Below are 16,707 nucleotides of genomic sequence, written 5' to 3' on the forward strand. Positions count from 1 at the left end.
GGGTACTTCCCTCCGCGAATGTCCCCCGGGCTTCGCCCTCCTCCTTGATTTCGCTGCGGGAAGCACCCAGTGCCCTGGTCACGGGGCACGCTGCGGGTGTTCGGCGGTCGCGGTCAGCCGCGCTCCGAGAACAGGGCCACGATCACCTGCCGCAACCACCGGTTGCCCGGGTCGGCCTCGAAGCGCTTGCTCCAGTGCAGCGACACGGTGAAGTCGCGCAGCGGAAACGGCGGCTCGACGATGGCGTAGCCGCCTTCGGCCGCGAAGCCGCGCGCGATGTTGCGCGGCATCACCACCGCCAGGTCGGTGGCGCGCACGATGGCCGGCAGCACCATGAAGTGCTCGGTCGTCAGGCGCAGCCGGTCTTCGAGGTTCAGCAGCTGCAGGATGCGCAGCGTGTCGGCGTGGGTGCGCACGGCCACGTAGTCGAGCTCGTGCAGCGCGGCCAGCAGCGCCTGGCCGCTGCGCCGGCGCTTCACGAAGGGGTGGTCGTGGCGCAGCAGCACGATGTAGCGGTCTTTCAGCAGCTGGGTGCGCTGGGTGTCCTCCACGTGCGGCAGGAAGCCGAAGGCGAAGTCGACCCGGCCGCTGTCCAGCGCGGTGGCGATCTCGCCCGGCGCGAGCGGCATGGTCTCCACGCGCACGCCGGGCGCCAGCTCGCGCAGCCGCGCCATCAGCGCAGGCAGGAAACGGCCCTCGCCGATGTCGCTCATGTGGATGCGAAAGAGCTTGCGCGAGGCGGCCGGGTCGAAGCGCTCGGGCTCGCTCAGTGCCTGCTGCAGCATGGCCAGCGCCGACTGCACGGGCACCGCCAGCCGCTCGGCGCGCGGCGTGGGCGCCACGCCGCCGAGGCTGCGCGTGAACAGCGCGTCGCCCAGGAGCAGGCGCAGCCGCGTGAGGCCGTGGCTGGCCGCCGGCTGCGTGAGGCCCAGGGCCTCGGCGGCGCGGCTCACGTTGCGGGTGCGGTAGACGGCGTCGAACAACCGCAGCAGGTTGAGGTCGACCGAATCAATATGCACCCCATTCATATTCGATAGCTGGCTCATTGCATTGAAGTATGACGCAGGCCCGCCCACACTCCCGCGTTCTCCTCACGACAAGAAGCACGAGACACGATGGAAGTTTCATTCAGCAAGGAAGTGGAAATGCTGCGCCTGGGCGCGGGCGACACCTTCCACGGCGAGGGCATCCTCGCGATCACCAAGGGCCTGCTGCAGTCGGGCGTGGCCTACGTCGGCGGCTACCAGGGCGCGCCGGTGTCGCACCTGCTGGACGTGATGGTGCAGGGCAAGGCCTACATGGACGAGCTGGGCGTGCACGTCGAGGCCTGCTCCAACGAGGCCTCGGCCGCGGCGATGCTCGGTGCGTCCATCCACTACCCGCTGCGCGGCGCCGTGACCTGGAAGTCGATCGTCGGCACCAACGTGGCGGCCGATGCGTTGTCGAACCTGTCGTCGCCCGGCGTGACCGGCGGCGTGCTGATCGTGGTCGGCGAAGACTACGGCGAAGGCGCCAGCGTGATCCAGGAGCGCACGCACGCCTACGCGCTCAAGTCGAGCATGTGCCTGCTCGATCCGCGGCCCGACCTGGGCGTGATGGTGCGCATGGTCGAGCAGGGCTTCCAGCTGTCGGAGGCCTCGAACATGCCCTGCCTGATGGAGCTGCGCATCCGCACCTGCCACGTGCGCGGCAGCTTCGACTGCAAGGACAACATCGCGCCCGCCGTGTCGACGCGCGCGCTGATGGACGAGCCGGCCGGCTTCAACTACATGAAGCTCGCGCACCCGCCCGTCACCTTCCGCCACGAGAAGCTCAAGGGCGACGAGCGCATGCCGGCCGCGCGCCGCCACATCGTGGCGAACGGCCTCAACGAGCTGATGCCCGGCCGGCGCCACCCCGACCTGGGCATCGTGGTGCAGGGCGGCCTGTACAACGCGCTGATCCGCAGCCTGCAGCAGCAGGGCCTGGCCGATGCCTTCGGCGACACCGACATCCCGATCCTGGTGCTCAACGTGACCTACCCGCTGGTGCCCGAGCAGGTGGCCGACTTCTGCGTGGGCAAGCGTGCGGTGCTGGTGGTGGAAGAAGGCCAGCCCGAGTACATCGAGCAGGACATCGCCACGCTGCTGCGCCGGCGCGACATCCAGACGCCGCTGCACGGCAAGGACCTGCTGCCGCAGGCCGGCGAGTACGGCGTGGAGGTGCTGTCGGGCGGCCTCGCGGCCTTTGCCGAGCGCTACCTCGGCGCGAGCGAGGCAGCAACCTCGGCGCAGGCCTGGCTGGCCGGCAACCGCGAACGTCGCGAAGCGGTGGCGCGTCGGCTCGATGCGCCGCTGCCCAACCGCCCGCCGAGTTTTTGCGTCGGCTGCCCCGAGCGGCCGGTGTTCTCGGCCCTCAAGCTCGCGCAGCAGGAGACCGGGCCGGTGCACATCGCGGCCGACATCGGCTGCCATGCCTTCGGCACCTTCGAGCCCTTCTCGATGGGCCACTCGATCCTCGGCTACGGCATGAGCCTGGCCAGCCGCGCGGGCGTGGCGCCGATGATGAACCGGCGCACGCTGTCGATCATGGGCGACGGCGGCTTCTGGCACAACGGCCTGCTCACCGGCGTGCAGAGCGCGCTGTTCAACGACGACGACGCGGTGCTGCTGATCTTCAAGAACGGCTACACCTCGGCCACCGGCACGCAGGACATCATCTCCACGCCCGACGACGAGGTGAAGGAGCGCGCCGTCGACAAGCAGCAGAGCCTGGTCGACAAGAACCAGACCATCGAGGCCACGCTCACGGGCCTGGGCGTGAAGTGGATGCGCACCGTCACCACCTACGACGTGGAGCGCATGCGCAAGACCCTCACCGAGGCGCTCACGAGCGACTTCAACGGCCTGAAGGTGGTGATCGCCGAAGGCGAGTGCCAGCTCGAGCGGCAGCGCCGCATCAAGCCGTGGATCGCCGGCCTGCTCAAGAAGGGCCAGCGCGTGGTGCGCGTGAAGTACGGCGTCGACGAGGACGTGTGCAACGGCGACCACGCCTGCATCCGCCTGTCGGGCTGCCCCACCCTCACGCTCAAGGACAACCCCGATCCGCTGAAGGTCGACCCGGTGGCAGTGGTCATCGACGGCTGCGTGGGCTGTGGCCTGTGCGGCGCCAACGCGCACGCGGCCACGCTGTGCCCGAGCTTCTACCGGGCCGAGGTGGTGCAGAACCCGAAGTGGCACGAACGCCTGCTGCACGGCCTGCGCAGCGCGATCGTCGGCGCCCTGCGCCCGGCATGAAAGAGAACTGAGACATGGAACAGAACCGTCCCACCACCCTGCTCGTGTGCGCCCTCGGCGGCGAAGGCGGCGGCGTGCTCACCGAATGGCTGGTCGACGCCGCGCGGCACGCGGGCTACGCGGCGCAGAGCACGTCGATCCCCGGCGTGGCGCAGCGCACCGGCGCCACCACCTACTACCTCGAAGTGTTCCCGGTGCCGATGGCGCAGCTGGGCGGCCGGCGGCCGGTGTTCAGCCTGGGCCCGGTGCCGGGCGCGCTCGACGCGATCGTCTCGTCGGAGCTGCTGGAAACCACGCGCCAGATCGGCAACGGCATGAGCGCGCCGCTGCGCACGCTGGTCATCAGCTCGTCGGCGCGCGTGCTCACCACGGCCGAGCGCATGGTGCCCGGCGACGGCCGCGCCGACGCGCAGCGCCTGCTGGACGTGGTCAAGGCCTTCAGCCGCGAGCACCACGTGCTCGACATGGGCGCCATGGCACGCGAGGCCGGCACGGTGGTCAGCGCCGTGATGCTGGGCGCGATCGCGGGCAGCGGCCTGTTCCCGTTCCCGCGCGAGGCCTACGAGCGCGCGGTGCGCGGCGGCGACGAAGCCGCGCCCGACAAGCTCGGCAAGATGGCCGCCGCCAGCCTGCGTGGCTTTGCCGCCGCCTTCGAGGCCGTGCGCGCGCCGCGCGCCCAGGCCGCCTTCGTGCAGGGCGTGCTGGCCGGCGACGACACGCGCGACGCGCCCCCGCCGCCGCAGGCCCTGCCCGACGAGGTGGCCCGCCGCTTTCCGCCGGCCGTGCACGACATGCTCGCGCTGGGCCACGCGCGGGTGCGCGACTACCAGGACAACGCCTACGCCGCGCTGTACGCCGATCGCCTCGCGCGGGTGCTCGAGGCCGAGCGCGCCGCCGATCCGTCGGGCGCGCAGGGCTTCGCGGTCACGCGCGAAATGGCGCGCTGGCTGGCGCTGTGGATGGCCTTCGACGACATCGTGCGCGTGGCCGCGCTGAAGGGCCGCGCCAGCCGTGCGCAGCGCGTGCGCCAGGAAGTGCGCGCGGGCGACGACGACCTCGTGAAGGTCTTCGACCACTTCAAGCCCGGCGCGCCCGAGTTCGCGGCGCTGCTGCCGCCGTCGCTCGCGCGCCGCGTGACCGCCTGGGACCGCGCCCGCCAGTCGCGCGGACTCGCACCCTGGGCGCTGCCGCTGCAGGTGGGCAGCCACTCGGTGCTGGGCATGGCCTCGCTGCGCGTGCTGGCCTCGCTCACCTGGCTGCGCCGGCGCGGCAGCCGCTTTGCCGAAGAGCAGGCGCTGATCGAGCGCTGGCTCACCGCCGTCGAGACCGGCACGCGCACGCACTGGGCGCTGGGCCGCGAGCTGGCGCTGTGCGGCCGGCTCATCAAGGGCTACGGCAGCACCAACGAACGCGGCAAGCACAACCTGCTGCACGTGATCGACGAGCTCGCGGGCCGCGCCACGCTGCAGCCCGCCGCGCGCGCCGAGGCGATTGCGGCGGCACGCGAGGCCGCGCTCGCCGACGAAGGCGGCAAGGCGCTGGACGCCGCGCTCACGCGCCACGGCGCCGCGCCGCGCCCGGTGCAGGCGCAACCCATCCGCTGGATGAAGCGGCCCAAGACAACGACCACGATCTGAGGAGACAAAGAACCATGACCCCATCCACCCCCGCCTCATCGCGCCGCCTGCTGCTGGCGCTCGCCCTGGCCAGCACGGCCTTGTGCGCGCCCGCCGTGCACGCCGACACCTGGCCCTCCAAACCCATCAAGGTGATCGTCAACTTCCCGGCCGGCGGCGCGGCCGACCAGCTCGCGCGCGCCGTCTCGCAGCCGCTGCAGGAGGCGCTGAAGCAGCCCGTGGTGATCGAGAACCGTGGCGGCGCCAACGGCAACGTCGGCGGCGAGGCCGTGGCGCGCGCGGCGGCCGACGGCTACACGCTGCTCATGAGCTCGGGCGGCATGGTGTCGGTGAACCCGCACCTGTATGCGCGCATGAGCTTCGACCCCGCCAAGGACCTGGTGCCCGTGGCCGCCGCCGCGCGCGTGCTGGTGTTCCTGGTCACGCGCCCTTCCCTGCCGCCGACCGACGTGAAGTCGTTCATGGCCTACCTCAAGGCCAACCCCGGCAAGCTGTCGTACGGCTCGCCGGGCAACGGCAGCTCGCCGCACCTGGCGGGCGAGATGTTCAAGAGCCAGGCCGGCCTGTTCGCGCTGCACGTACCCTACCGCGGCGCGGCGCCCGCCTTGCAGGACCTGCTGGCCGGCCAGATCGACTACGCCTTCGACCCCGGCATTGCCCTGAACCAGGTGCGCGCCGGCAAGCTCAAGCTGCTGGCCGTGGGCAGCCCGCACCGCTCGTCGCAGTTCCCCGACGTGCCCACACTCGACGAGGCCGGCCTGCGCGGCTTCGACGCCGACACGGTGTTCGGCTTCTACGCCCCGGCCGGCACGCCGCCCGAGGTGGTGGCGCAGCTCAACACGCAGGTCAACCGCGCGCTCGCGCTGCCGGCGGTGAAGGAGCGCATCGCGGCCATCGGCGGCGAGCCGGCGCCGGGCACGCCGGCCGACTTCCAGCGCCGCGCGGCGGCCGATTCGCAACGCTTCGGCGCACTCATCCGCGAGCGCGGCATCAAGGCGGACTGAGCAGCCGGGACAATCGACGGATGAGCAGCACTCCCTCTCCCACCGACGCTTCCGGCAAGGAAGTCGTCTACACCGCACGCGTCGAGTTCGGCGACTGCGACCCGGCCGGCATCGTCTGGTTTCCCAACTTCTTCCGCTGGATCGACGCAGCCTCGCGCCATTTCTTCGCCGAGTGCGGCGTGCCGCGCTGGGAAGACACCGCCCGCACGCTCGGCGTGATCGGCACGCCGCTGGTCGACACGCACACGCGCTTCGTCAAGGCGGCCAGCTACGGCGACACGCTGCACATCGCGGTGCGCATCACCGAATGGCGCGACAAGAGCTTCGTGCAGACCTACCGCGTGACGCGCGGCGACGACCTGATCCTCGAATGCGAAGAGGTGCGGATCTTTGCCGCGAAGCGCGAAGGCGGCGGCATCCGCGCGGTGCCGATTCCGCCGACGATCCGCGCGCTCTGCACGGGCTGAACAAGGCCTGCCCGTTCAGGCCGCGTCGCGACACAGCTGCGCGAGCAGGCCTTCCACGCCGAGGTCGATCAGGTCGAAGGCCTCGATGAAGGCCTGGTGACCGCCGTACCACGGGTCGGGCACGTCGCCGCCGATGGCATCGGCGAACTCCGAGAGCAGGCGCACCTTGCGCCCCGCATCGGCGGGCGCACGTCGGCGCAATGCGGCGCAGTGCTGCTGCGTCATGCCGATGAGCCAGTCGAAGCGTTCGAAGTCGGCCGCATGCACCTGGCGTGCGCGGTGCGCGGGCATCGCGATGCCGCGCCGCAGCGCCTCGGCCACCGAGCGCGGATCGGGCGGATTGCCGCGCTCCTCGTCGGAGATGGCGGCGCTGTCGACCTCCACCGCGAAGCCTGCGCGCTGCGCCTTGTCGAGCAGCAATGCGTGCGCGGTCGGCGAGCGGCAGATGTTCCCTGTGCACACGAACAGGATGGCAGGGGTGCTTGGTTTCATGCGCGTCGACTATAGGCACGAGGAGCAGGCATTCGGCATAGGCCGCCCTACCCCTGGCATCCCCCGGTCAGGGGATGCCACGAGGGAGCGAGGGCGAATCGCACCCCCTCTGTCCAATGGACAGCTCCCATATCTTCGGTATCGCCTGACACAACTCCTTGCGCTTCACTACGGCCCTTGGTCAGTGCAAAGGAGGTCACGATGCCCCGACCCAGTCTTCACAGCGCGAGCATCACGCTGAAACTTCCCTTCGACATGAACGCCGCGCAAGAGGTCGAGGCCCTGCGCGCCGCGGGCATTCCGGTGGACGACCTGGGCAATGCCATCTCGGGCTTCCTGTTCGTGCGCTTCAGCAACGGCTGGCGCAGCGACTCGAACATCTTCCGCTGGTTTCCGGCCCCTATCGAACGCAGCGCGAACGAGGCCCGGCTCCACGCCACGCGGCCCCGACGCAGCCTGTTGCTTCATGCCAAGGGTTGACGCTGCCAATGATGCGGTGCAACAATCCGGAAATCATCATTTCGGAGCCCCGTGCGTGGACAGTGCCAGTTGGATCAGTGACAAGACGCGTGCCTCGGCAGGCGTGACACCCCCGGCCCTCTAGCGCAGGCAGCTCCCGCGCTTGCGGCCGCCGTGTCCGCAGCGCGAACCCCTTGCCCCTCGGGCAAGCGGCTCCCCCTACCGATTCCCGTTGTTCTTCGTCGCTGACTTTGTCAGTCAGCTTGCGTGCGTCCGTGCGCGAGGCCCTTCAGCGTGAAGGAGCCTTGTCATGCGCCAGTTTCAAATTCGTCCGCTGCATCCGCAGGTGCAACCGTCGCACGGTCGTCCGTCGGCGCACGCCGGTGCGCCCGCGCGCGTGAACCCGGCGCCGCACGTCGACGACGAGCAGGCCCTGGACCGCGCCGCCGCGCTGTGGACCACGCGCCGCATCCGCAGCTTCTTCCTGCTGCTCGACCCGTCCGGCCACGGCACCACGCGCCGCTGAAGCCCGCCCCTGCCACCCCCACAGAACAGGAGGCCCTCATGGACCCGGACCCTTGCTTGCGCCGCTGTGCGCCGCCTTCACTGCCCGATCGATCCCCCATTCACCTCGCAGCCTGCCGCGCTGCGGAGGAGCCCCGCCGGCTGACTGCTGAGTAAGTAAGCAAGTCGTCACGGGCGTTTCCTTCCTTCGCGGCGCGCCGCACCCGAAGGAGAAACTCCCATGACCCGCGAACGCCTGCGGCGTGTCGTGCGGACGGCCACGGCCGCCCGTTCCAACGCCCGCCCTCTTACCTTCCGCCGCCGCGCGCCAAGCCGCGCCTGGCTGGCCACCCTCTGCGGCCTGGCCGCCACGCAGACCCACGCCGCCGGCGGCCACCATTCGGTGGACGACGCCGCCATCCTCGATCCGGGCCAATGCCAGATCGAGACCTGGGGCGGCCAGCGCCTCGTGCACCTCGGTCCGGCCTGCCGTGTCGGCCCCGTCGAGCTGGGCCTGAACCTCGAACGCGAGCGCGGAGCCGACAGCCGCACGCTGCGTGCCGGCCCGCAGATCAAGTGGGCCTTTGCACTCACCGACACGCTGAGCACCGGCGTGCTGGCCTCGGCCACATGGCAACGCAGCGACGTCGGCCACGCCTCGCTGCGCCTGGCCGACAGCAGCGTGGTGATCCCCGTGACCTGGCAGTTCGACGACGCCTGGCGCGCCCACCTGAACCTGGGGCGCGACTTCCATCGTGCGCAGCCGAGCACCAGCCACTCGGGCGCCGCGCTCGAATGGGCCGCCCTGCCCGCGCTGTCGTTCGTGGCCGAGCGCTTCCGCGAAGGCGGGCGCAACGCCTGGCGCGCCGGCCTGCGCTGGACGGCCACCCCGTCCGTCAACGTCGATCTCAGCCACGCACGCGACCTGCGCCACGACGGCCCCCGCGGCTGGACGCTGGGCCTCACCTGGGCGTTCGCTCGCTGAGCGCCCCCACACAGGAGAAAAACAATGAAGAACGTCCTGAAGTCCTTTTTCGAGAGCTTCCTGCGCAGCCGCCACATGCGGCATCACTTCGAGCGCTGGCAGACGCTGCTGAGCGCCAAGCCCAGCAGCCTCGGCTCGGCCGCGATGCCACCCGAGATCGCCAAGGCGCTGGCCGCCGCCTCGCACACCGACGCGGGCGAGGTGCTGGTGCGCATGAACAGCTCGTCGCAAGGCCTCACCGAAGCCCACGCGCTGGCGCTGCGCAAGCGGCTGGGCAGCAACGAGGTGCGCCACGAGCAGCCGCTGCCGTGGTGGAACCACCTGTGGCAGTGCTACCGCAACCCCTTCAACCTGCTGCTGACGGTGCTCGCGCTGGTCTCGTACGTCACCGAGGACACGAAGGCCACGGTGGTGATCGGCAGCATGGTGCTGCTGTCGACCGTGCTGCGCTTCCTGCAGGAGTCGCGCTCCAACAAGGCCGCCGACCGGCTCAAGGCGATGGTCAGCAACACCTCGACGGTGCTGCGCCCCGCGCCCGGCGAGAAGGCTGGCCGCGCGGGTGACGACGGCTTCGACCTCGCGCACGCCGGCACGCAACGCATCGAAGTGCCGATGCGCGACCTCGTGCCCGGCGACGTGATCGCGCTGTCGGCCGGCGACATGATCCCGGCCGACGCGCGCCTGATCTCGGCGAAAGACCTGTTCATCAGCCAGTCGGCGCTCACCGGCGAATCGATGCCGGTGGAGAAGTTCGCAGCCACCGCCGCCGACCACCAGGCCGGCGTGCTCGAGCGCGACAACCTGCTCTTCATGGGCACCAACGTGATCAGCGGCACCGCCACCGCGGTGATCGTGCACACGGGCGAGCGCACCTTCTTCGGCGCGTTGGCCCAGCGCGTGAGCGCCACCGACCGCGGCACCACCGCCTTCCAGGCCGGCATCAACCGCGTGAGCTGGCTGCTGATCCGCTTCATGCTGGTGATGGCGCCGCTGGTGCTGGTGATCAACGGCGTGACCAAGGGCGACTGGTGGGAGGCGGCGCTGTTCGCGCTGTCGATCGCGGTCGGCCTCACGCCCGAGATGCTGCCGATGATCGTGACGGCCACGCTGGCCAAGGGCGCCGTCGTGATGTCGCGCCAGAAGGTGATCGTGAAGCGGCTCGAAGCCATCCACAACTTCGGCGCGATGGACGTGCTGTGCACCGACAAGACCGGCACGCTCACGCAGGACCGCATCGTGCTCGAACGCCACACCAACGCCTGGGGCGAAGACTCCGACCACGTGCTGCAGCAGGCCTACCTCAACAGCTTTCACCAGACGGGGCTGAAGAACCTGCTCGACAAGGCCGTGCTCAGCCACGCCGAGGTGCAGCTCGACACGCAGCTGCAGACCGGCTGGCGCAAGGTCGACGAAGTGCCCTTCGACTTCTCGCGCCGCCGCATGTCGGTGGTGGTGGCGCACGGCGAGGACGAGCACCTGCTGATCTGCAAGGGCGCGCTCGAAGAAATCCTGTCGGTGTGCACCTCGGTCGAACGCGGTGCCGAAGTGCTCGCGCTCGACGCCGACGTGATGGCGCGCATCCACCGCGTGGCCTCGGAGCTCAATGCCCAGGGCCTGCGCGTGGTGGCCGTGGCCAGCCGCACGCTGCACGCCGACGCGCGCAAGCCGGCCTACGGCGTGGCCGATGAGGCGGGGCTCACGCTGCTGGGCTACGTGGCCTTTCTCGATCCGCCGAAGGAATCGACCGCGCCCGCGCTGCAGGCGCTGGCCGCGCACGGCGTGGCCGTGAAGGTGCTGACCGGCGACAACGAGCTGGTCACGCGCAAGGTCTGCGGCGACGTCGGCATCGACGCCGGGCGCATGGTGCTGGGCCACGAGGTCGAGCGCATGAACGAGGCCGAGCTGCGGCAGGTGGTCGAAATGCGCCAGGTGTTCGCCAAGCTCACGCCCGCGCACAAGGAACGCATCGTGCAGGCGCTGCATGCCAACGGCCACGTGGTCGGCTTCATGGGCGACGGCATCAACGACGCGCCCGCGCTGCGCGCCGCCGACATCGGCATCTCGGTGGACGGCGCGGTGGACGTGGCCAAGGAATCGGCCGACATCATCCTGCTCGAGAAGAGCCTGATGGTGCTGGAGCAAGGCGTGGTCGAAGGCCGCCGCACCTTCGCCAACATGCTCAAGTACATCAAGATCACGGCCAGCTCGAACTTCGGCAACGTGTTCTCGGTGCTGGTGGCCAGTGCCTTCCTGCCCTTCCTGCCGATGCTGCCGCTGCACCTCCTGGTGCAGAACCTGCTGTACGACGTGTCGCAGATCGCGATCCCGTTCGACAACGTGGACGAAGAGTTCTTGAAGACGCCGCAGCGCTGGAACCCGGCCGACCTGGGCCGCTTCATGGTGTTCTTCGGGCCGCTGAGCTCGGTGTTCGACATCCTGACCTACACCGTGATGTGGTTCGTGTTCGCGGCCAATTCGGTGGAGCACCAGACGCTGTTCCAGTCGGGCTGGTTCATCGAGGGCCTGCTGTCGCAGACGCTGATCGTGCACCTGATCCGCACCCGCAAGATTCCGTTCCTGCAAAGCCGCGCGGCCTGGCCGCTGCTGGCCATGGGCGCGGCGATCGCGGCCGTGGGCATCTGGCTGCCGATGGGACCGCTGGCGCACTACTTCAAGCTGCAGGCGCTGCCGCTCGCGTACTTCCCGTGGCTGGTGCTGATGCTCGTCGGCTACGCGACGCTGACGCAGGCCGTGAAGGGCTGGTACGCACGCAAGTACGGCTGGCAATGAGACACAGACAACCGTCCGGACGCGGGGTCGCGGCTGTCACACAAGGCCGCTACCCTGCTTCGCACACAGAGGATCAGGAGGATCACTCATGGAAGCCATTCGCCACATCAACCTGCCCTCGCTGCTGGACACCCTGGTCAGCGTGGGCGCGGCCTTTCTGCTGGGCTCGCTGATCGGCTTCGAGCGCCAGGTGCGCCAGCGCACCGCGGGGCTGCGCACCAACACGCTGGTGGCCGTGGGCGCGGCCGTTTTCGTCGACATGGCGGCCCGCCTGGGCGGCCCCGACGGCGCGGTGCGCGTGGTCGCCTACGTGGTCTCGGGCATCGGCTTTCTGGGCGCCGGCGCGATCATGAAGGAAGGCGCCAACATCACGGGCCTGAACACGGCCGCCACGCTGTGGGGGTCGGCCGCGGTGGGCGCCTGCGCGGGCGCCGACCTGCTGGGCGAGGCGTTGATCGCCGCGCTCTTCGTGCTGGCGAGCAACACGCTGCTGCGGCCAGTGGTGAACCGCATCAACCGCCGCCCGGTGCACGAGGAATCGAGCGAGGCGACCTACACAGTGCGCGTGATCTGTTCGCGCGCGGCGCGGCCCGAGGTGATGGACCAGCTGCTGGTGCAGCTGGAAGCCGCGAACTACCCGGTGCGCGACATCGACCAGCACGCCTTCGGGCAGGCCGACACGGAGATCGCCGCAACGCTGTATGCCACCGCGGTCGAGCCCGAAGAGCTCGACCAGGTGATCGCGGAGCTGGAAACGCTGGAAGGCGTCCAGCAGGCGTTCTGGAACGCCTCCGCCGAAGATTAAACGCCGAGGATCGACACCGCCTTGGTGTTCAGATAGGCCTCGATCGCCTCCGGGCCACCTTCCGAACCGTAGCCCGAATCCTTCACGCCGCCGAACGGCATTTCCGGCGAGGGCGTGGCGGGCTGGTTGATCCACAGCATGCCCAGCTCGAGCTTCTGGCTCAGCAGGTGCGCGCTCTTGATCGACTTGGTGAAGGCATAACCGGCCAGGCCGAAAGGCAGGCGGTTGGCTTCGGTGATGGCTTCTTCGAGCGTATCGAAGCCGCGGATGGCGGCGATGGGGCCGAAGGGTTCGTTGTTGAACACGTCGGCGTCCAGCGGCACGTCGGTGATGACGGTGGGCGCGAAGAAGTTGCCGGTGTCGCCGACACGTTCGCCGCCGGTCGCGACCGTGGCGCCCTTCTTGCGCGCGTCTTCCAGCACATGGGCCATGGCCGTGAGGCGGCGGGCGTTGGCCAGCGGGCCGAGGTTGGTGCCTTCGACCAGGCCGTCACCGAGCTTGAGGCCTTCGGCGTGCTTGACCAGCAGGCTGGCGAACTCATGGCGCAGGCTGTTGTGCACCAGGAAGCGGGTCGGCGAGATGCAGACCTGGCCCGCGTTGCGGAACTTGGCGGCACCGGCGGCCTTGACGGCCAGCGCCACGTCGGCGTCTTCGGCCACGATCACCGGGGCGTGGCCGCCCAGTTCCATCGTGACGCGCTTCATGTGCGAACCGGCCAGCGCGGCCAGCTGCTTGCCGACCGGGGTCGAGCCGGTGAAGGTGACCTTGCGGATGATCGGGTGCGCGATGAGGTAGCTCGAGATCTCGCCCGGGTTGCCGAACACCAGGCCCACGACGCCGCCCGGAATGCCGGCGTCGACGAACGCCTTGAGCAGCGCGGCCGGCGAGGCCGGGGTTTCCTCGGGCGCCTTCACCAGGAAGGAGCAGCCGGTGGCCAGCGCGGCGCCGAGCTTGCGCACGATCTGGTTGACGGGGAAGTTCCACGGCGTGAAGGCCGCGACCGGGCCGACCGGCTCCTTGATGACCAGCTGCTGCGCGGCCAGGTTGCGCGAGGGCACGATGCGGCCGTACACGCGGCGGCCTTCGTCGGCGAACCACTCGATGATGTCGGCGGCGGCCATCATTTCGACCTTGGCTTCGCCCAGCGGCTTGCCTTGTTCCTGCGTCAGCAGCTTGGCGATGTCCAGGGCGCGTTCGCGGATCAGGCCGGCGGCGCGGCGCATCACGGCGGCGCGCTCGTTGGCGGGCGTGTCGCGCCAGGCTTCGAAGCCGCGCTGGGCGGCGGCCAGGGCGCGGTCGAGGTCGACGATGCTGGCGTGCGCCACCTTGCCGATGGCCTTGCCGGTGGCGGGGTTCAGCACGTCGAGCGTCTTGCCGTCGGCGGCGTCGACCCATTGGCCGTCGATCAGCAGGCGGGTGTCGGTGTAGGTGGCGGTCATGGCGAACTCTTTCCTTCGAGGACTGGATGGTGAAAACGAAACGGGAAATCGGGCGCGCGGCGCGGCACCCCGTGGGGGTGCGCATGCGACAACGGCGGCCAAGCGCCGCCGGGGCCGTAGATTAACCTGAGTTCACAAAGCTTGCCGGCGGCCCCCGCCAGGGGCCGGGGCGCGCCTACAGCACGAGGATCGCGCGGAAGTCGTTGACGTTGGTGTTCGTCGGACCGGTCACGAACAGGTCGCCGATGGCGTCGAAGTAGCCGTAGGCGTCGTTGCGGTCGAGGTGGTCGGACAGCTTCCTGCCCTGCGCCGTGGCGCGCGCCAGGGTGTCGGGCGTGACGAAGGCGCCGGCGTTGTCTTCCACGCCGTCGATGCCGTCGGTGTCGGCGGCCAGTGCCCACACCTGCGGCTGGCCCATGAGCGCGCCGGCCAGGCCCAGGCAGAACTCGCCGGCCCGCCCGCCGCGGCCCTTGGCCTGGCCGGGCTGGCGCGGACGGATGGTGACGGTGGTCTCGCCGCCCGACAGGATGACGCAGGGCCGGGCGAAGGGCTCGCCGCGCAGGGCCACGGCGCGGGCGAGCGCCGCATGCACCTTGCCCACTTCGCGCGATTCGCCTTCCATTTCGTCGCTCAGCACGTGCACGCCGATGCCGGCGGCGCGCGCGGCCGCGGCGGCGGCTTCGAGCGACTGCTGCGGCGTGGCGATGAGGTGGGTGCTGTGGCCGGCGAACACGGCGTCGTCGGGCTTGGGGGTTTCAAGCGCGCCGCTTTCGAGCTGCGCACGCACGGGCGCCGGCACCTCGATGCCGTAGCGGTCGAGGATGGCCAGCGCGTCGGCACAGGTGGTGGCGTCGGGCACGGTGGGGCCGCTGGCGATCACGGCCGGGTCGTCGCCGGGCACGTCGCTGATGGTGAGCGTGACCACGCGCGCCGGCGCGCAGGCCGCCGCGAGCCGGCCGCCCTTGATGCGCGACAGGTGCTTGCGCACGCAGTTCATCTCGCCGATGTGGGCGCCGCTGTCGAGCAGTTGCTTGTTGATGCGCTGCTTGTCGGCCAGCGTGAGGCCTTCGGCCGGCAGCACCAGCAGCGACGAGCCGCCGCCGGAGATGAGGCACAGCACGAGGTCGTCGGCCGTGAGTCCCTGCGTGAGCGCCAGGATGCGCTCGGCCGCCTGCTGGCCGGCCGCGTCGGGCACGGGGTGCGCGGCCTCGACGAGCTCGATGCGCTGCGGCACGCCTTCGGGGCGCGGCGGGATGTGGTCATAGCGCGTGACGACCAGGCCCGACAGCGGGGCGTCGGCCGGCCACAGCGCCTCGAGCGCCTGCACCATCGAACCGCCGGCCTTGCCGGCGCCGAGCACCACGGTACGGCCCTTGGGCGGTTTCGGCAGATGCGCGCCCAGCGTGGACAGCGGCAGTGCGCGGTCCACCGCCACGCGGTACAGGTGTTCGAGGAAGGCGCGCGGGGCTTCGCGCGGATCGGGAGCTGTTGCTGAGGGCGAGGTCGATGCGGTCATGGCTTGCGTGTTGTCTCCATTCGGCGATTGTGCGACGACCGGTGGCCCGCCCTCGCAGGCCACGGTCTTCTAGTTCGTCTTGGCGCCGGCCTGGAACCAGCGGCTGATGAGCGCCCGCTCTTCGTCAGTGATGTTCGTCGCGTTGTTCATCGGCATGATCTTGGTCACCACGACCTGCTGGTAGATCGCCTGGGCATGCGCCGTCACCTGGTCGGGCGTGTCGACGCGCACGTTCTTCATCTGCACGGCCGCGCCGTGGCACATGAAGCAGCGCTGCTCCAGCACCTTCTGCACGTCCTGGTAGGCCACGGCGGGCACCGCCTGGGCGGCGCTGGCCGCAACCGGCGCCACTGGCTCGGGCTTCATCCACACGATCGTGAGACCCAGCACCGCGATGCCGACCATGGCGTAGGGCAGCGGGTTGCCCGCGTTGCCCAGCTTGAAGCGGTGGCGCACCACGAAGAACTGCCGGATGGCCGCGCCGCCGAGCATGATCAGCAGCAGCACGATCCAGTTGTACTTGTGCGTGTAGGTGAAGCTGTAGTGGTTGCTCAGCATCGCGAACAGCACCGGCAGCGTGAAGTAGGTGTTGTGCACGCTGCGCTGCTTGCCGCGCTGGCCGTGCACCGGATCGACCGGCCGGCCTTCGCGCAGCGCCTTCACGTTCTTGCGCTGGCCCGGGATGATCCAGAAGAACACGTTGCCGCTCATGGTGGTGGCCATCATGGCGCCCACCAGCAGGAAGGCCGCGCGGCCCGCGAACCACTGGCAGGCCAGCCAGGTCGCGAAGACGATGAAGACCGCGATCAGCACGCCGACGATGGTGTCGCCGTTCTTGCGGCGCCCGAAGATCTGGCAGATGCCGTCGTAGACCATCCAGAACACGACGAAGAAGGCCAGCGCCACGGCAATGGCGGCGCCAGGCTGCCAGTCCATCTTGCTCTTGTCGATGAGGTACGTGCTCGCGTTCCACAGGTACGACATGGTGAAGAGCGCAAAACCCGTGAGCCAGGTCGAATAGCTCTCCCAGTACGACCAGTGCAGGTGGTCGGGCAGCTTCTTGGGCGCCAGCGCGTACTTCTGGCTGTTGTAGAAGCCGCCGCCGTGCACGGCCCATTGCTCGCCGCCCACGCCCTTGTCGAGGGATTCCTGGTCCTGCGGCTTCTCGAGGCTGTTGTCCAGCATCACGAAGTAGAAGGAGGCGCCGATCCAGGCGATGGCGGTGATGACGTGGACCCAGCGCAGCAGCAGGTTGGCCCAGTCGAGGTAGTAGCTTTCCATGTGCTCTCTCTCAACCCTGTTGGCGCGTGGGGGCGCCAAGGAGGGGTTTCAGC

14 protein-coding genes are annotated in these 16,707 nt (G+C 69.9%); 9 read left to right on the plus strand and 5 right to left on the minus strand.

Annotated elements, in window-relative coordinates; genetic code table 11:
* Positions 1-113: 113 nt before the first annotated feature.
* A complete protein-coding gene (locus tag AC3WQR_RS09965) occupies positions 114-1,028 on the minus strand; it encodes a LysR family transcriptional regulator (RefSeq protein ID WP_492729055.1) in 915 nt (304 codons plus the stop codon).
* 87 nt (positions 1,029-1,115) lie between these two features.
* Between AC3WQR_RS09965 and AC3WQR_RS09970 the strand changes: the two genes are divergently transcribed.
* The 4 genes from AC3WQR_RS09970 to AC3WQR_RS09985 are packed head-to-tail and all read left to right on the plus strand — an operon-like array spanning position 1,116 to position 6,383.
* Positions 1,116-3,275 (plus strand): thiamine pyrophosphate-dependent enzyme, encoded by a 2,160-nt coding sequence (locus AC3WQR_RS09970; protein ID WP_492741897.1) that lies wholly within the window; start codon positions 1,116-1,118, stop codon positions 3,273-3,275.
* A 14-nt stretch (positions 3,276-3,289) separates the two neighbouring features.
* Positions 3,290-4,912: an indolepyruvate oxidoreductase subunit beta family protein gene (locus AC3WQR_RS09975; protein ID WP_492741899.1), complete on the plus strand. Its 1,623-nt coding sequence runs from the start codon at positions 3,290-3,292 to the stop codon at positions 4,910-4,912.
* A 14-nt stretch (positions 4,913-4,926) separates the two neighbouring features.
* Positions 4,927-5,916, plus strand: a complete 990-nt coding sequence (locus AC3WQR_RS09980) for a Bug family tripartite tricarboxylate transporter substrate binding protein (RefSeq protein WP_062480862.1) — start codon at positions 4,927-4,929, stop codon at positions 5,914-5,916.
* A gap of 20 nt (positions 5,917-5,936) precedes the next feature.
* Positions 5,937-6,383, plus strand: a complete 447-nt coding sequence (locus tag AC3WQR_RS09985) for an acyl-CoA thioesterase (RefSeq protein WP_487850076.1) — start codon at positions 5,937-5,939, stop codon at positions 6,381-6,383.
* Positions 6,384-6,398: 15 nt separating this feature from the next.
* On the opposite strand, the gene AC3WQR_RS09990 is transcribed toward AC3WQR_RS09985, so the two are convergent.
* A complete protein-coding gene (locus AC3WQR_RS09990; RefSeq protein WP_492741901.1) occupies positions 6,399-6,875 on the minus strand; it encodes a low molecular weight protein-tyrosine-phosphatase in 477 nt (158 codons plus the stop codon).
* Between the two features lie 201 nt (positions 6,876-7,076).
* Here AC3WQR_RS09990 and AC3WQR_RS09995 point away from each other — a divergent pair, with 201 nt between their 5' ends.
* The 5 genes from AC3WQR_RS09995 to AC3WQR_RS10015 all read left to right on the plus strand — a co-directional run bounded on the left by AC3WQR_RS09995 (position 7,077) and on the right by AC3WQR_RS10015 (position 12,418).
* Positions 7,077-7,355 (plus strand): hypothetical protein, encoded by a 279-nt coding sequence (locus AC3WQR_RS09995; protein ID WP_492741902.1) that lies wholly within the window; start codon positions 7,077-7,079, stop codon positions 7,353-7,355.
* A 289-nt stretch (positions 7,356-7,644) separates the two neighbouring features.
* Positions 7,645-7,860: a hypothetical protein gene (locus AC3WQR_RS10000; protein ID WP_492741904.1), complete on the plus strand. Its 216-nt coding sequence runs from the start codon at positions 7,645-7,647 to the stop codon at positions 7,858-7,860.
* Between the two features lie 219 nt (positions 7,861-8,079).
* Positions 8,080-8,823, plus strand: a complete 744-nt coding sequence (locus AC3WQR_RS10005; RefSeq protein WP_492741906.1) for a PA4824 family protein — start codon at positions 8,080-8,082, stop codon at positions 8,821-8,823.
* A gap of 24 nt (positions 8,824-8,847) precedes the next feature.
* Positions 8,848-11,613 (plus strand): magnesium-translocating P-type ATPase, encoded by a 2,766-nt coding sequence (gene mgtA / locus AC3WQR_RS10010; protein ID WP_492741907.1) that lies wholly within the window; start codon positions 8,848-8,850, stop codon positions 11,611-11,613.
* Between the two features lie 88 nt (positions 11,614-11,701).
* Complete coding sequence (locus AC3WQR_RS10015) at positions 11,702-12,418, plus strand: MgtC/SapB family protein (protein ID WP_062480849.1); 717 nt, start codon at positions 11,702-11,704, stop codon at positions 12,416-12,418.
* Here the strand turns inward: AC3WQR_RS10015 and AC3WQR_RS10020 are convergent.
* From AC3WQR_RS10020 to AC3WQR_RS10030, 3 genes are all read right to left on the minus strand, one after another.
* Complete coding sequence (locus AC3WQR_RS10020; protein ID WP_095946746.1) at positions 12,415-13,857, minus strand: NAD-dependent succinate-semialdehyde dehydrogenase; 1,443 nt, start codon at positions 13,855-13,857, stop codon at positions 12,415-12,417. The genes AC3WQR_RS10015 and AC3WQR_RS10020 overlap by 4 nt on opposite strands.
* A gap of 175 nt (positions 13,858-14,032) precedes the next feature.
* Positions 14,033-15,373, minus strand: coding sequence for a glycerate kinase type-2 family protein (locus tag AC3WQR_RS10025; RefSeq protein ID WP_492741909.1), 1,341 nt, complete (start codon positions 15,371-15,373; stop codon positions 14,033-14,035).
* A 69-nt stretch (positions 15,374-15,442) separates the two neighbouring features.
* Positions 15,443-16,654 (minus strand): urate hydroxylase PuuD, encoded by a 1,212-nt coding sequence (locus AC3WQR_RS10030; protein ID WP_492741910.1) that lies wholly within the window; start codon positions 16,652-16,654, stop codon positions 15,443-15,445.
* Between the last annotated feature and the right edge of the window lie 53 nt (positions 16,655-16,707).

The organism is Variovorax sp. FW305-3-2-15-B-LB1, from assembly GCF_058787635.1.

Coding starts and splice junctions, on each gene's coding strand:
- AC3WQR_RS10030 (WP_492741910.1), bottom strand. CDS start 16,654: ATGGAAAGCTACTACCTCGACTGGGCCAACCTGCTGCTGCGCTGGGTC.
- AC3WQR_RS09970 (WP_492741897.1), top strand. CDS start 1,116: ATGGAAGTTTCATTCAGCAAGGAAGTGGAAATGCTGCGCCTGGGCGCG.
- AC3WQR_RS10015 (WP_062480849.1), top strand. CDS start 11,702: ATGGAAGCCATTCGCCACATCAACCTGCCCTCGCTGCTGGACACCCTG.
- AC3WQR_RS09980 (WP_062480862.1), top strand. CDS start 4,927: ATGACCCCATCCACCCCCGCCTCATCGCGCCGCCTGCTGCTGGCGCTC.
- AC3WQR_RS09995 (WP_492741902.1), top strand. CDS start 7,077: ATGCCCCGACCCAGTCTTCACAGCGCGAGCATCACGCTGAAACTTCCC.
- AC3WQR_RS10020 (WP_095946746.1), bottom strand. CDS start 13,857: ATGACCGCCACCTACACCGACACCCGCCTGCTGATCGACGGCCAATGG.
- AC3WQR_RS10005 (WP_492741906.1), top strand. CDS start 8,080: ATGACCCGCGAACGCCTGCGGCGTGTCGTGCGGACGGCCACGGCCGCC.
- AC3WQR_RS10000 (WP_492741904.1), top strand. CDS start 7,645: ATGCGCCAGTTTCAAATTCGTCCGCTGCATCCGCAGGTGCAACCGTCG.
- AC3WQR_RS09965 (WP_492729055.1), bottom strand. CDS start 1,028: ATGAATGGGGTGCATATTGATTCGGTCGACCTCAACCTGCTGCGGTTG.
- AC3WQR_RS09975 (WP_492741899.1), top strand. CDS start 3,290: ATGGAACAGAACCGTCCCACCACCCTGCTCGTGTGCGCCCTCGGCGGC.
- AC3WQR_RS09990 (WP_492741901.1), bottom strand. CDS start 6,875: ATGAAACCAAGCACCCCTGCCATCCTGTTCGTGTGCACAGGGAACATC.
- AC3WQR_RS09985 (WP_487850076.1), top strand. CDS start 5,937: ATGAGCAGCACTCCCTCTCCCACCGACGCTTCCGGCAAGGAAGTCGTC.
- mgtA (WP_492741907.1), top strand. CDS start 8,848: ATGAAGAACGTCCTGAAGTCCTTTTTCGAGAGCTTCCTGCGCAGCCGC.
- AC3WQR_RS10025 (WP_492741909.1), bottom strand. CDS start 15,373: ATGACCGCATCGACCTCGCCCTCAGCAACAGCTCCCGATCCGCGCGAA.